The sequence below is a fragment of the Streptomyces sp. Y309 genome, from assembly GCF_056712025.1.
Genome location: NZ_CM160048.1, coordinates 1950506 through 1963827, shown reverse-complemented (window position 1 = coordinate 1963827; position 13322 = coordinate 1950506). Strand labels below are relative to the sequence as shown.

The 13322-nt window shown below is 70.9% G+C and carries 10 protein-coding genes and 1 pseudogene; 7 read left to right on the top strand and 4 right to left on the bottom strand.

Translation table 11 applies throughout. From position 1 onward, the window contains the following. Positions 1-6: 6 nt before the first annotated feature. Positions 7-951 (top strand): annotated as a pseudogene (locus AC0KTA_RS07195) (NsdA family TPR-like regulatory protein); the annotation flags it as partial. 403 nt (positions 952-1354) lie between these two features. Here AC0KTA_RS07195 and AC0KTA_RS07190 read toward each other — a convergent pair. Further along, entirely contained in the window at positions 1355-1789 is a 435-nt protein-coding gene (locus AC0KTA_RS07190; protein ID WP_481054271.1) for a hypothetical protein, read from the bottom strand. Between the two features lie 27 nt (positions 1790-1816). Between AC0KTA_RS07190 and AC0KTA_RS07185 the strand changes: the two genes are divergently transcribed. Continuing rightward, on the top strand, positions 1817-2074 hold the full coding sequence (locus AC0KTA_RS07185; RefSeq protein ID WP_481054270.1) for a transposase: 258 nt from the start codon (positions 1817-1819) through the stop codon (positions 2072-2074). A 35-nt stretch (positions 2075-2109) separates the two neighbouring features. On the opposite strand, the gene AC0KTA_RS07180 is transcribed toward AC0KTA_RS07185, so the two are convergent. Together AC0KTA_RS07180 and AC0KTA_RS07175 are read right to left on the bottom strand one after the other, a co-directional pair. Then, positions 2110-2487, bottom strand: coding sequence for a hypothetical protein (locus AC0KTA_RS07180; RefSeq protein ID WP_481054269.1), 378 nt, complete (start codon positions 2485-2487; stop codon positions 2110-2112). A 17-nt stretch (positions 2488-2504) separates the two neighbouring features. Then, positions 2505-4928 carry a penicillin acylase family protein gene (locus AC0KTA_RS07175; RefSeq protein WP_481054268.1) on the bottom strand — a complete coding sequence of 808 codons (2424 nt, stop codon included), beginning with the start codon at positions 4926-4928 and terminating at the stop codon, positions 2505-2507. A gap of 143 nt (positions 4929-5071) precedes the next feature. Here AC0KTA_RS07175 and AC0KTA_RS07170 point away from each other — a divergent pair, with 143 nt between their 5' ends. From AC0KTA_RS07170 to AC0KTA_RS07155, 4 genes are all read left to right on the top strand, one after another. Continuing rightward, positions 5072-6676 carry an acyl-CoA synthetase gene (locus AC0KTA_RS07170; protein ID WP_481054267.1) on the top strand — a complete coding sequence of 535 codons (1605 nt, stop codon included), beginning with the start codon at positions 5072-5074 and terminating at the stop codon, positions 6674-6676. 197 nt (positions 6677-6873) lie between these two features. Further along, on the top strand, positions 6874-7218 hold the full coding sequence (locus AC0KTA_RS07165; RefSeq protein WP_481054266.1) for a hypothetical protein: 345 nt from the start codon (positions 6874-6876) through the stop codon (positions 7216-7218). Continuing rightward, entirely contained in the window at positions 7215-9305 is a 2091-nt protein-coding gene (locus AC0KTA_RS07160; protein WP_481054265.1) for a bifunctional polysaccharide deacetylase/glycosyltransferase family 2 protein, read from the top strand. The genes AC0KTA_RS07165 and AC0KTA_RS07160 overlap by 4 nt, the downstream gene beginning before the upstream one ends. A 2-nt stretch (positions 9306-9307) precedes the next feature. Further along, positions 9308-10492, top strand: coding sequence for an LCP family protein (locus AC0KTA_RS07155; protein WP_481054264.1), 1185 nt, complete (start codon positions 9308-9310; stop codon positions 10490-10492). A 43-nt stretch (positions 10493-10535) separates the two neighbouring features. On the opposite strand, the gene AC0KTA_RS07150 is transcribed toward AC0KTA_RS07155, so the two are convergent. Beyond that, positions 10536-11612 (bottom strand): hypothetical protein, encoded by a 1077-nt coding sequence (locus AC0KTA_RS07150; RefSeq protein ID WP_481054263.1) that lies wholly within the window; start codon positions 11610-11612, stop codon positions 10536-10538. A 278-nt stretch (positions 11613-11890) separates the two neighbouring features. Here AC0KTA_RS07150 and AC0KTA_RS07145 point away from each other — a divergent pair, with 278 nt between their 5' ends. Further along, complete coding sequence (locus AC0KTA_RS07145) at positions 11891-13039, top strand: helix-turn-helix transcriptional regulator (RefSeq protein WP_481056340.1); 1149 nt, start codon at positions 11891-11893, stop codon at positions 13037-13039. Positions 13040-13322 lie beyond the last annotated feature (283 nt).

Genomic DNA, 13322 nt, shown 5'->3' with positions numbered 1-13322 from the left:
CCGCCGGGCAACTCAGGGAGCGCCGGGCACACCGACGTCGCGGCCGTACGCGACATGGTGAAGCTCTTCATGGACATGGACGAGAAACATGGCGGCCAGCACGGCCGGGCCGCGTTCGTGCAGTACCTGATCACCGACGTCCGTGACCTGTGCCGGGCCCGCTTCAGCAGCGAGGAAGCCCGCGCCGAGGCGCTGTCCGTCGCCTCCGCGGCAGCTCACTTGTGCGGCTGGAAGGCGTACGACAGCGGTGAGCAGGGTCTCGCGCAGCGGTACTACATGCAGTCGCTGGGGCTCGCCCGGGAGTCCGGAATCCCAGGTCAGGACGGGTTCGTGATGCGGACCATGTCGCAGCAGGGCATGAAGCTGCACCGGCCCGAGCACTGCCTGGCGCTGGCCGTGACCGGGTGGGACCGGGCCAAGGGCCGGGTGGACTCACAGGTCGAGGCGCTGTTCGCCGTCACGCACGCGCACGCACTCGCCAAGACCGGCCAGCGCCAGGCCGCGCTCGCCGACGTCGACCGCGCCCACGCAGCCCTCGCCGTCGGCGCGGCGGCCGGGGACGAGGTGCCGTTCTGGGCACTGGTGTGGGGGCCGCCCGCGGCCACCGTCCACTCCCGTACGGCGAAGGTGTTCGAGACGCTCGGCGACCGCGGCAACTCCGCCCGGAGCTACGCGACCGCCGCCGCGAGCCGGCCCGGGGCGACGTACGCGCGGATCATCGCCCTCGACCTGGTGGCACAGGCTGAGCAGCAGGCCAAGCAGGGCGGCATCGAGCAGGCGTGCGCGACCTGGGACCGGGCGATCGACACCATGGCCGGGGTGAAGTCCACCCGGACCTTCAAGGCGGTCCGCTCGCTGCGCGGGGACCTGCGTCCGTACCGCTCGCGCGGCGTGCGGTGCGCTGCCGAACTCGACGAGCGCGCCCGCGTCTTCCTCACCCAGCACCGCTGACGAAGGGGCGGCCGTACGTCAGCCGCCGAACTGGTCTCCGGGGCGGGAGGACAGATCCGTGACGGTCCCGCCCCGGTCTGCCTCCTGGGGAGCCGGGTCCTCTTCGTACGTACCGAAGGGGCCCGGCTCGCCGGTGCGACGCCGAGCTGGGCGGCGCCGCCCTTGGTCCGGTGGTAGCTGGGCATGCGTCACTGGTCCCGGTCGTACGCGTCGTCGTCATCCCCGCCGGCATCCCGGTCCTCGTCGCGGACTGTGTCCTGGTCACCGATGATCTCCTCGCTCATCTCCTTCATGATGCCGCCGCCCACCGACAAACCGTCACGAGGCCCGGCGCTGGCCGGGGATGAGCCGCACGGCTGCGGGCAGACGCAGGCCGGCGGTAACGCCTCCTCGGCGGGGGCGGTCACTCGGCGTCGTCCTCGGGCGGATCGTCCGGGGAGGTCGCCCGCCACTCGCGCGGCTTGCGACCGGTGGCCTGCTCGACGTCGGCGACCTCCTGGTGCCCGTAGGCGGTGCGGACCCCGGAGACGGACATGCCGGAGGCGGCGGCGAGGTCGGCGAGCTTGTAGGGGCGAGGGCGGGTGAACTCCCGTCCGTACGCGACCAGGCGGCGGATCCCGGCCTCGGCCTGCTCCTTGCGGGATCGGGCGATGCCGATGGCCGACAGCAGCGGCTCGTTCTCCTCCGGGTCGCTGTCGGAGGCGGCTTCGAGGTTGAAGGCCGTCTCCTTGCGGGCGGCGTCGATGTCGTGGCAGACGTCGTTGTAGATCTCCGGGTCGATGTCGTCCGGCTCGGGCATCGGATGGAGGATCGCGGCGATCTCGTCGTAGACACTCATGAATGCAGTAATGCGCAACAAATTACGATGAACACAATTGATTTCACCGATCGGAATCGGCCGAAGTCCCGACCTCCCGAACCCGGTTCTCACAAACGCACGTATGCGGCGGTCGCGGCGGATGTCGGGGTGACCGGCGAGACGCTGCGGGGCTGGGTGCGCCAGGCCGAAGAACATGCGGGCCGCGATCACGGCCGCGGCGAGCCGGCCGGGGTAAGCAGGGATGAGGAGCTGGTCCGGTTGCGCGCGGAGAACGGTCGGCTGCGCGAGGCGGAGAAGGAGTGAGAGCTCGAGCAGGAGATCCTGCGCCGGGCGGCGGCCTATTTCGCCAGGGAGATGAAGTGAAGGCCTGCCGCTGGGACTTCGTCCCCGCCCACGCCGAGACTTTCGGCGTTCAGCGGATATGCCGGGTTCTGCAGGTCTCGCGCTCGGGCTACTACCGGTGGCTCGCCGTCGATGGCTCGGCGCGGGTGGAGGCGGCTGTTCTCGATCTCGGTGTCGATGGTGGTCTGGATGCGTTCGCATGGCGCGGCGAGGTTGCGCCAGTCGTGGCGCCAGTGCCGGATGCGCTGGGTATCAGGATCGTTTCCTTCCAGGAGTTCGGCCAGGTCGTCGAGACGGCGGCTCATCGCGGCGTAGCGGTCGGCGACGGCTTGTTGCCGGTGGGGGACGTGGCGGGCGGGCGCGAGGCCCGCCAAGGCCTCGGAAGCGCGTGTCAGTGCTGGTGCACCTTCACCACCTTCAGGCCGGGTGCCTTGCGGATGTCCTTCTCGCAGAAGCGTGACGTCACCCAGCGCTCAGCGGCGTACAGCCGTGTCTGGTCGCTGTAGTGCGGTGATTTCGGGTTCGAGGACTGGGAGTAGGTCAGGAGGGTGCGGGCCTTGGGGCAGGGGGAGTTGTTCCAGGCGACGGCCTGGATGTGGCTGGAGCCGTGGGCGATTTCCGTGTAGCCGCCGCCTTGTGCGTTCCACTGGGGCTCGATCTTGTTCCAGACGCCGAGTGACTCCGTGCCGCCGTGCATCGGCAGCCGCTTTCCGTTCCGTACGAGGAACTGGTGGTCGCCGAGCCGGGAGCTGAGCGGGATGCCTGCCGTTGTCAGTTCCGTCACCGCGTCGGCGAGGGCTGTGGCGAAGCCCGGTGCGCTGGTGTTGAGGGTGTTCGGGGTGCGCACCGGGTCGGAGGCGGTGAACGGGACCTTCCAGAGCTCGGCGTTCGGCACCTTCGCGGTCAGCGCGCGCCAGAACCGGTCGAAGAGCAGCGCGCCCTTGCTGTCGGTGTTCATCGTGCGGTCCCAGGCCCTGATCACCTCGCAGGCCTCGCGTACGTCGACGACCTTGCCGTCGGACGACTTCGCCGCGCCGGGTGGCAGCGCGGCGCACGCGCGGGCCACGTCGGCCGCCGCGAGGTCACCGGCCGGGACGCGGTTCGCGAACTGCTGGCGCTGGAGGTCCTTGACGGTCAGTCCGCCGCGCGCGGCCATCGCGGACACGTCCTCGATGGCGCCTCGCGTACGCATCGAACGCTGCGTGCCGATCGTGCCGAAGATCCGCTCGTACCCCGTCAGCGGTCGGTCGGCATTGCTCAGCCAGGCGCTGTCGTTGGAGTTCTCCGCGTACGGGGCGTTCTTGAGGGTCGGCATCCGCGCCGGGCCGAAGACGCCCGGCTGCAGCGCGTCCTTGTCCGAGCCGAGCGCGCAGTCGCCGCGCGCGCCGTCCAGGACGGCCACTCCCGCGGCCGGGTAGGTGACCTTGCCCAGGGCGGTGGAGCAGCGCCCGGCCAGGTCGTCGGTGATGCGGGGCAGCACCTGCGACTGGGTCAGCAGCGAGTTGCCGTGGCGGTCGGCGGCGATCGTGTTGACCCACGGCAGGCCCTGGGTGTCGCGGAGGGCGCGCAGGATGCCGGACGTCGAACGGGCCTTGCCGAAGCGGAGGTTGGTGTCCCCGGCGCGCAGATTGCGGGCGTTGGGGTCGTTCAGGGCGTAGGCCGTCTTCGTGGTCCACGGCAGCGGGAGTTGCCGGCCGAGGCCGGTGACGACCGGCCCGTAGCGCGTCCACCACTGGGTGCGGGTCACCGGGGCGCCGTCGCGCACGGGGACGGTCACCGTGCGTTTCTTCATCCGCTCGCGCTTGCCGTCCACCAGGTAGGCCGTCGGGTCGGACGGGTCCAGGGTCAGCTCGTGCACGTTGAAGGGCACGCCAGTCGCGACCGTGTGGCTCCATGCCACGTGCCCGTTGAAGCCGATGTTGACCACGGGGGTGCCGATGAGCGAGCCGCCCGAGACGTTCAGCTCGCCCGGGACGGTCTGCTGCGACTGCCAGAAGCGGCGGCCGCCGTGCCAGGGGTAGTGCGGGTTGCCGAGCAGCAGTCCGCGGCCGTTCGCCGTGGTCTTCCCGCTGAAGGCGACGGCGTTGGAGCCCATGTCGGCGCTGCCCGCGGCGGGAGAGAAGAGCTTGCGCGCCGCCTCCGCCGTCCTGCTCGGGTCCGGCGCGCGGCGCGCGTCCCGCGCCCCCGGAGGCCCCGCCGCCGTGATGCCGTCGATGGCGCGGCCCTCGCCGCCGAGGATCGAGACGGCATAGCCGAGGCGGGCCTGGTCCAGGGTGGACACCGGGCGCACCCAGTCGGCCCCGGCGCACGCCGGGTCGGTGACGCGGTTCTTCTTCAGCCACGCGTTGTAGCCCGCGGCGAACCCGCGCGACAGCTCCTTGACGTCGCGGCTCATGCCGCGTGGCGCGGGCTGCTTCAGCAGCTTCTCCACGGTGCCCGCGTCGCGTACGCCGCGGAAGTACTGGTCGCTCGCGAGATTCGTGGACGCGGACGACAGGTCGCCGCCGGGGTCGCCCTGCGCCCCGAAGTGGCGCGAACGCTCGCCGCGCACGGTGACGAACCCCTCGGCGAGCGTGCACACCTGGTCGGCGGCCTGCGCCCAGCCGGTCCCGAAGCCCAGGTTCGCGTAGTCCTTGGCGAGGATGTGCGGCACGCCGTACTCGGTGTAGCGGATCGTGGCGGACAGGCCCCCGCCGGACGGATGGTCGCTCGCAGGGCGGGCGTCGTCCCGGGCCGTCGCCACGGGCGACAGCAGGGCCGATGCCGTGAGGAGCGCGGCGCCGAACGCCACGGCGGGTCTGATGCGGATGCGCATCGTGCCTCCCAACTGGTGTGAGAGCAGTGGCTGTTGGAGCGTACCAAGCGGTATGTGATCTGTCCGGGGTGCCTGCGGAGGGGGCGATGTACGTCACGCACGGCCCTTGACCGGCGCCGGTCGGCACCCACAGGATCACGCCCATGACGGGTGAACGCGACAGGGCGGATGCACGTGAGGGCGCGACGGCGACCGGTGCACGTGATGGCGCGACGCCGACCAGTGCACGCGGCAGCACGACGACGCCCGGCGCACGCGGCAGCACGGTCGACGGCGTCCTCCGGCGCAGCGCCCGCCGGACACCCGCCCGCACCGCCCTGCGCTACGGCGACCGCGCCTGGACGTACGCCGAACTGGACGACGCCGTCTCGCGCGCGGCCGGCGTCCTGCGCGCGACGGGCCTGGCCCGCGGCGACCGCGTCGGCGCCTACGCCCACAACTCCGACGCCTACCTCATCGGCTTCCTGGCCTGCGCCCGCGCGGGCCTCGTCCACGTGCCGGTGAACCAGAACCTCACCGGCGACGACCTCGCGTACATCGTCGAACAGTCCGGCAGCGCCCTCGTCCTCGCGGACCCCGACATCGCAGGCAGGCTCCCCGAAGGCGCGGCCGTCCTGCCGCTCAGGGACACCGACGACTCGCTCCTCGCGCGCCTGGCTGCCGCGACTCCGTACGACGGCCCCGAACCGGCCGCCGAGGACCTCGCGCAGCTCCTCTACACCTCGGGCACCACCGCCCTGCCCAAGGGTGCGATGATGACCCACCGGGCCCTGGTCCACGAGTACATGAGCGCCGTGCACGCCCTGGACCTGAGGGAGTCCGACCGGCCGCTGCACTCCCTGCCGCTCTACCACTCGGCCCAGATGCACGTCTTCCTGCTGCCGTATCTGGCGGTGGGCGCCGAGAACACGATCCTCGACGCGCCGGACGCCGTACGCATCTTCGACCTGGTGGAGGCCGGCCGCGCCGACAGCCTGTTCGCGCCGCCCACCGTGTGGATCGGCCTGTCGCACCACGCCGAGTTCGCCACCCGCGACCTGAGCGCCCTGCGCAAGGCGTACTACGGCGCGTCGATCATGCCGGTGCCCGTCCTGGAGCGGCTGCGCTCACACCTGCCCGGCCTCGCCTTCTACAACTGCTTCGGCCAGAGCGAGATCGGCCCGCTCGCCACGGTGCTCGGCCCCGAGGAGCACGAGGGCCGGATGGACTCCTGCGGACGGCCCGTCCTGTTCGTCGAGGCGAGGGTCGTCGACGAGGCGGGCAAGGAGGTGCCGGACGGCACCCAGGGCGAAGTGGTCTACCGCTCACCGCAGTTGTGCGAGGGCTACTGGGACAAGCCGGAGGAGACCGCCGAGGCGTTCCGCGACGGCTGGTTCCGCTCGGGCGACCTCGCCGTGCGCGACGCGGAGGGCTACTTCACCGTCGTCGACCGGGTGAAGGACGTCATCAACTCCGGGGGAGTGCTCGTCGCCTCGCGCCAGGTCGAGGACGCGCTCTACACCCACCCGGCCGTCGCCGAGGCCGCGGTGATCGGCCTGCCCGACGAGCGCTGGATCGAGGCCGTCACCGCCGTCGTCGTACGCGACGGAGACGCAGACGTCACCGAATCCGAACTCATCGCCCACGCACGCGAGCAGCTCGCCTCCTTCAAGGCGCCCAAGCGCGTGGTGTTCGTGGACGCGCTGCCGCGCAATGCCAGCGGGAAGATCCTCAAGAGGGAACTGCGGGAGCGCTTCGGCGGGCGCTGACGGCGGAACGGTGCCGTCGGGCGGGAGTTTTTCTCGTCGCGATGGCGAAGACCAGGACATCCTGTTGCCGTGCCACCCGGGTGCCCGAGTAGGGTCGGAGGTCCCCCACACACAAAGAGTCGCGCGTGCGCGGCCGCAGATCAGGAGCAGCAGTGCAGGGCATCCCCCACATAGCCGGCACACCGCACGACGGGCGAATGTCGTCCGTACCCCCTGCCCGCGGGGAGCGGTACACGGTGCCTCGCGTGATCCCGGCGGCGCGGCGTCCCCAGGACGCCGCCGCGCCCCAACCTCCCGTCTTCATCGACGAGTCGGGCTGGCGCAGGCGGACGCTGCAAGGCCTGGCGCTGGCCGTGGGCTGCGCCTGCCTCGGGTATCTGCTGTTCGTCGGCATGCTGATCAGCGGGCTCCGCCAGCCCGTCGGCACGCACCCGCCGAGCACGACGAGTACGAACGGACCTGCACCTTCCGGCCCGGACACCGGCACATCGCAGCAGGGCCCCCACAGATCCGCCCCGCCGGCCGGAGGCCCGAAGCAGTGAGGCGGCGTGCCGCTGTCCGCCGCCCGCCGCGCGGACACTGGCTCGTCCTTCTGCTGGTCCTCCTGGTGGTCGTCGTGGCCCTCCTCTTCGAGGGCTGGACGACCCACCAGGTGGATGCCGCCCGCTCCAAGCCGCCGTGCACGCGGCCGATTCCGCGTGAGGCGGACGACGGGAAGCCGCTGCTGCGGTTCGGCCCGCAGGGGGTCGACACCGCGGGCATGGCGCCGGGGACCGTCGCGCTCACCTTCGACGGCGGGCCCGATCCGAAGTGGACGCCGCGCCTGCTCGACCTGCTGCGCAGGCACCACGCGCGGGCGACCTTCTTCGTGTACGGCAAGGACGCGGCCAGGCATCCGGAGCTGATGCGGCGGATCCTGTACGAGGGCCACGAGATCGGCTCGTACACCTACAGCGGCGGCGACCTCGGTGTCGCCTCGCCGCTGCGCGCGCGTCTGGAACTGTCGCTCACCCAGACCGCTCTGGCGGGTGCGGCCGGCATCAACACCACTCTGCTGCGGCTGCCGCACACCACGGCCGCGGACACGCTCTGCGGCGCCCAGTGGCCGGCCGCCAAGCGCGCGGCGGCGCAGGGCTACCTGGTGGTCGCCTCCGACCGCAAGACCCGTAAGCCGTGGCGGGGTCTTGTGACGCAGCACAGCCAGACCGACCTGGGCTACCGCGAGGCCGAGGAGCTGCTGCGGGACCGCAGCGTCAAGCGGTTCACCACCGTCAGCGGCGGACTTGGCCGTCCCTCCTTCGTCGACGAGGTGCCGGTCACCCAGGAGATCAAGGGCGAGGGCCTGATCTGGACGCAGCGCCTCGGGCACGCCTTCCTCACCGTGATGGTGTGGACGCTGACCCTCACCGGCGTGCTCGGCGTCCTGCGGATGCTGCTGTTCGCGGTGTTCGCCCGGCTGCATGTGCGCAGGCTGCACCGATACCGGCCCGGCGCGCCACGGCTGCGGGAGGTGCGGGAGCCGGTGACGGTGCTGGTGCCCGCGTACAACGAGGAGGCCGGCATCGCGGGCACCGTGTACTCGCTGCTCGCCTCCACCCACCCGCACCTGCAGATCATCGTGATCGACGACGGCTCGAGCGACGCCACCGCCGACATCGCCGAGGGCATCGACGACCCGCGCGTCACGGTGATCCGCCAGCCCAACGGCGGCAAGCCCAGCGCCCTCAACACCGGCCTGGCGCACGCCCGGTACGACATCGTCGTCATGGTCGACGCGGACACCATCTTCGAACCCGAGGCCCTTGCCCGCCTGATCCAGCCGCTCGCCCACCCGGCGGTCGGCGCGGTCAGCGGCAACACCAAGGTCGGCAACCGGCGCAGCCTGATGGGCAAGTGGCAGCACCTGGAGTACGTCCTCGGCTTCAACCTCGACCGGCGGATGTTCGAGGTCCTGGAGTGCATGCCGACGGTGCCGGGGGCGATCGGCGCCTTCCGCAGGGACGCGCTGATGGGCGTCGGCGGCGTCAGTGACGAGACCCTGGCCGAGGACACCGACCTCACGATGGCGCTCTGGCGGGCCGGCTGGCGCGTGGTCTACGAGGAGTCGGCGGTCGCCTGGACCGAAGTGCCCACTACCGTGCGGCAGTTGTGGCGCCAGCGCTACCGCTGGTGCTACGGCACCCTGCAGTCGATGTGGAAGCACCGACGCGCGGTGAGGGAGGTCGGCCCCGCCGGACGCTTCGGCCGGCGCGTGCTGCTCTACGTCACGCTGTTCCAGATCGTGCTGCCGCTGTGCGCACCGGTCGTGGACCTGTTCGCCCTGTTCGGGGCGCTGTTCCGCGACCCGGTGGAGGCCGCCCTCGTCTGGTTCGGCTTCCTCTCCGTCCAGGTGGCCACCGCCGCGTACGCGCTGCGTCTGGACCGCGAACGGCTGCGCGTGCTGTGGGCGCTGCCGCTCCAGCAGTTCGTCTACCGGCAGTTGATGTACCTGGTGGTCATTCACTCCGTGACCACCGCGCTCCTCGGCAGCCGCCTGAAGTGGCACAGCATGAAGCGCACCGGAACCGCCGACCCGTATCTGCTCCAAGCGCCGCCCGAACAGGCGCGGCGCAGCCTGCAAGGGAGTTGACCATGACGGACCCGGAGCTGACCACGCCGGATCCGGAGCTGACCATGCCGGACCCGGAGCTGACCACGCCGGACCAGGCCCCGGACCCGGCCCCGGAAGGCTCCGCCGCGCGCGAGCACGTCGAGCGGTTCAACCAACGCCCCAGCTCCCGCTACGGGCCCCGGCGCGCCCACGCCCGGCAGCCGAAGAAGCGCAGGCGGCTGCGGCGGGCGGTGCTCGCCCTGCTGACCGTGGTGGTCGTCGCGGCGGGCGCCATGTACGGCTGGGCCGAGACCCGGCTCAACCGCGACGTCGACCTCGGCGCGTACGGGCACCGGCCGCCGCCCGGCGAGGGCACCAACTACCTCATCGTGGGCTCGGACAGCCGCGACGGACTCTCCGAGGACGACGTGAAGGACCTGCACGCCGGCGGGGGCGGCGGGCGCCGCACCGACTCCATGATGCTGCTGCACACCGGCGCGCACGGCACCAGCATGGTCAGCCTGCCGCGCGACTCCTGGGTCACCGTGCCCGGCCGCCTCGACACGACGACGGGCAAGACCAAACACCCCGAGGGCGACAAGCTCAACGCCGCGTTCTCCTACGGCGGCCCCGAACTCCTCGTCCACACCGTCGAGAAGAACACCGGCCTTCGCATCGACCACTACGCGGAGATCGGCTTCGCCGGGTTCGTGAACATCGTCGACGCCATCGGCGGCGTACGCATGTGCCTGGACCGGGACATCAAGGACAAGAAGTCGGGCGCCGACCTGCGCAAGGGCTGCCAGACCCTGAACGGCGAGCAGGCACTCGCCTTCGTACGCCAGCGCCACCAGGAGAAGGAGGGCGACCTGGGCCGCTCCAGGAACCAGCAGAAGTTCCTCTCCGCCCTCGCCCACCAGGCCGCCCGCCCCGCCACCCTCTTCGACCCGCTGGAGATCGGCCCCGCCATGCAGGCCGCGCTCGACACACTCATCGTCGACAAGGACATGAGCCTGCGCGACCTCAGCAGCATGTTCCGCGCCATGCAGAGCGTCGCCGGCGGACGCGGCAAGCAGATCAACGTGCCCGTGTCCGGCATCGGCGTCCCCACACCCAAGGGCAACGTACTGAAGTGGGACGCCAAGCGGTCGGCCCGGCTCTTCGACGACCTGCGGCACGACCGGCGGGTGAGGGAAACGGGGGAGACGTCGCGGGGGACGAGGTGAGGTGCCTGCCCCCCCCGCACGTCGGCGTGTGCGGCCTTACGGGTCAGCGAGCGGCCGGCGGGGCGAGGCGGGAGAGATAGTTCTCGGACCCGCCGTTCTGGGACAGGGCATACAGTGCGCCGTCCGGGGTCGTGGTCAGCTGCGTGACCCTGGTGCCGTTGGTGAGCGAGGGGTCGGCCACCCACGAAGTGCCGCTCCAGCGCATCAGCTTCGGGTCGCCGTACTTGCCGGGCTGTACGCCGGCGTAGATCCGACCGCCGTGGTTGGCGAACGACGTGACGAAGCCGGAGGTGGGGAGGTCCCTCCTCGTCCAGGTCGCGCCGTCCCAGTGCCACACGTAGTCGTCGGAGGAGACCCACACGTCGTTCGGGCCGTTGCTGAGCACCTCACGCAGGATGTTGATCTTGCCCGGCGTTGCGGGAAGCGGCACCTCGCTCCACTTGGTGCCGTCATAACGCATGGCCAGCGGCTGGTAGTCGGCCACCTCGTCGCTCACGGAGCGATAGCCGACGGCCCAGATGTCGTTCGCGGACCGCACGTCCACGGACTCGAAGCTTCCGTCGATGTCGGTGAACGTCTTGGTGTTCCACTTCTGGCCGTCCCAGTGGGTGACGGTCGGATTGAAGTCGCTGTTCCGCGTGTTGCCCGCGCCCCAGAGGCTGTTTCTGTCGACTGCCTCGGCGTCGAGAATCTCCACGCGCCTGGTGTCGGGGGTGAGGTCGGACGACCACTTGGTGCCGTCGTAGCGGTGCACGTGCCAGACGCTGTCGCCGATGTCCTTCCGGCCGATCGCCCACAGGTCGTTGGGTCCGGTACCGGCCAGCGTGCCCAGCGCGACGTCGGTGGGCGGCTTCAGTTCCTTCCAGGCGCTGCCGGACCGCTGCCACAGCTTCGCCGCGACGGGGCCGCACTCTACGCACGTGCTCTTCGTCGTGGCGTACGCGTTCTGGCTGTCGAAAGGCAGCAGCGACATGTTCACGTAGTTCTCGGGAACCGGTATCGACTCCCAGGAAGCCGCGGCGTTCGCGGGCGACGCGACCAGGCCGACGGCCAGGGACGCGGTCGCGGTCGCGACGAGAAGTGTGGCGGCACGTCGGCTCCGGAGGGCGCGCTGTGTCATGTGATGCTCCTGAGTCAAGTGTGTAGGACCAGTAGATCCTCCCCGCAGAGGTGGGTACTTGACTCCTCTGTTTATGGCCATCGTCGTCCCCGCGGATGGTCGGATTTCTCCCTGGGATCTGGATGGTGAAGTGCTCCGAGCCCGAGCACACAGCCTGCTGTCGACCCCGTACGCAGCCGTGACCACGAGCCCCCGCAGGCCCGCTGCCGCGTCGAGGCGCAGCAGGCGGCGGCGACTGGGCACACTCTGGAGCCGGTGGCCCTACGCTTGACGGCGTGATGTGGGATCTCGACCAAATCACGCGTCGACTTGCAGTCGCCGTGCGCGTGCCGTTGTCCCGTGAGGCCATGGGGGAAGTCATCTCGCGCCAGGTCGGCTCGTGGATACCGCATGACGCGATGAACCTGGTGGGCCTGAACCCCTCGACCGGAACCATTTCCTTCGGATTCTGGCACCGCTATCCGCGCGAACTGGCCCGTGCGATCATGCTCAACTGTTACTTCGGCGACGACCCGATGCGTCCGGTGGACCTCGCGCGGCAGCGGGTACCTGTCGCGATGGTGCGCGCCGACCAGGAGCACACCGCGCAAGGTTCCTACGACGTGACGGCCGGGGCGGGACGGGCCCGCGGCATTCTTCGGGAGCACGGGGCCGGATGCGAGCTGCGCGTACTGCTGCGTGACCGTCAGTACTACTGGGGGGCGTTGTGCCTGTTCCGCGAGAAGGGCGGACGGCTCTTCACGGACGACGACGCGGACCGGGCCGTGGCGCTCACGCCCGCGCTCGTCGCCGGTCTGCGAGCCTACGTGCAGGCAGCCGGATTGCTGCCCGCGCCCTCGCCGCAGCCCGGCGTCATCCTGGTGGACGCCGACCACACGGTGCGCGGCATCACCCCCCAGGCGCAGGACTGGCTGCGGGAGCTCCGAACGGCGGGCGCGTCCGAATGGCTCTCCTCCGCCCAATGGGCGGCAGCTGCCCTGGCCGGCGAGGAATCGTCGCCCGTGAGCGCCCGGCCCGGCGAACGGCCTGTGGTCTGCGTGCCCGCCGCGCACGCCGGGCGATGGGTGGCGCTGCACGCGCAGCCCCTCGGCCCGCCGGACACAGGCCCACTCCCTGAAGGGGCGACCCCCTCTTCCGGCCAGATCGCCCGGCCGGAACACACCGACGCGAGCACCGGTGCCACAGCCGTGGTCGTGCAGGCAGCCACCGGAGACGTCTTGATGTCCGCGTTCACTGCCTGGTACGGGCTCACGCCCCGTGAACGTCACATCGTCGAACACTTCAGAAACGCCCGCACCTGTCGGCAGGTCGCCAACGAGCTGGGCATTTCCCCGTACACGGTCAACGACCACCTGAAGGAGGTATTCCGTAAGACGCGCGCTCAGAGTCGAGCCGAACTCATGGCCGCGCTCGGCTGCATTTGGTGAGTGTGTGCGTGCGCCGGGAGAGACCAGGGACCGCTTCGCCCGGATCTGCGCGCACTTCCGCCCATGACATCGTCTGCTCACAGCCAGTGACGACCGCACCGAACTGGCCGAATGATCCGCGTCCGGAAGGCCGCCACCGGCGCACCCGTGCACGCCTGAACGCAGTGCCCCGCACGGCACCTGCGCGCCAACAGGATGCCTCAACTTGCCTGTCCCGCATGCAACTCGCCTGTCCCACAAGCTAGTTGACGGTGTCCTGCCATCGAGTGGCGGTGGCCCCGGT

Coding starts and splice junctions, on each gene's coding strand:
- AC0KTA_RS07190 (WP_481054271.1), bottom strand. CDS start 1,789: ATGAGTGTCTACGACGAGATCGCCGCGATCCTCCATCCGATGCCCGAG.
- AC0KTA_RS07185 (WP_481054270.1), top strand. CDS start 1,817: ATGAACACAATTGATTTCACCGATCGGAATCGGCCGAAGTCCCGACCT.
- AC0KTA_RS07175 (WP_481054268.1), bottom strand. CDS start 4,928: ATGCGCATCCGCATCAGACCCGCCGTGGCGTTCGGCGCCGCGCTCCTC.
- AC0KTA_RS07170 (WP_481054267.1), top strand. CDS start 5,072: ATGACGGGTGAACGCGACAGGGCGGATGCACGTGAGGGCGCGACGGCG.
- AC0KTA_RS07165 (WP_481054266.1), top strand. CDS start 6,874: ATGTCGTCCGTACCCCCTGCCCGCGGGGAGCGGTACACGGTGCCTCGC.
- AC0KTA_RS07155 (WP_481054264.1), top strand. CDS start 9,308: ATGACGGACCCGGAGCTGACCACGCCGGATCCGGAGCTGACCATGCCG.
- AC0KTA_RS07150 (WP_481054263.1), bottom strand. CDS start 11,612: ATGACACAGCGCGCCCTCCGGAGCCGACGTGCCGCCACACTTCTCGTC.
- AC0KTA_RS07145 (WP_481056340.1), top strand. CDS start 11,891: ATGTGGGATCTCGACCAAATCACGCGTCGACTTGCAGTCGCCGTGCGC.